At 64.6% G+C, this 655-nt stretch carries 1 protein-coding gene; it reads right to left on the minus strand.

All coding sequences use genetic code 11. From position 1 onward, the window contains the following. Window positions 1-474, minus strand: a 474-nt coding sequence (locus APY03_RS43360) for a lyase family protein (RefSeq protein WP_269747364.1), incomplete at its 3' end; no start/stop codon positions are given. Window positions 475-655 lie beyond the last annotated feature (181 nt).

Raw genomic sequence — 655 nt, forward strand, 5'->3', positions numbered from 1 at the left:
CGCCTCGACGGCCGCCACGTGCATGGCCGTCGGGAAGACGTCGTTGGAGGACTGGCTGCGGTTCACGTCGTCATTGGGATGCACCAGTCGCGCTTCCCCGCGCTCACCCCCCAGCAGCTCGCTGGCGCGGTTGGCCAGCACCTCGTTGACGTTCATGTTGGTTTGCGTGCCGGAGCCGGTCTGCCAGACGACCAGCGGAAACTCGTCGTGATGCCGGCCCCCGATGACCTCATCGGCCGCGGCGACGATGGCCTGCGTCTTCTTCTCGTCCTGCAGGCCCAGTGCGTGATTCACCACCGCCGAGGCGCGCTTGACCTGCGCCAGCGCCTTGATGATCTCGCGCGGCTGCCGCTCGCCCGAGATGTCGAAGTTCTGCAGCGAGCGCTGCGTCTGCGCACCCCACAGCTTGTCGGCCGGCACCTCGATGGGGCCGAAGGTGTCGCGTTCGATTCGGGTCTGGGTGGATATCGCCATGAAAAAAGCTCCGCTGTCAAAATGGAGGGCGCACCTGGCGCACCAGGGCAATCGCCCAGTATCGTTGCAAACAAGAATGGCTCGCATTTGAGCGAGTGCTTTCCCCTCCCACGGACACAGCCATGACCATCATCCAGCAAACCGACCTGATCGAGTCGGTTGCCGCCGCGCTCCAGTACAT

It is taken from the genome of Variovorax sp. WDL1 (assembly GCF_001541225.1).
Classification (GTDB): Bacteria; Pseudomonadota; Gammaproteobacteria; order Burkholderiales; family Burkholderiaceae_C; genus Variovorax.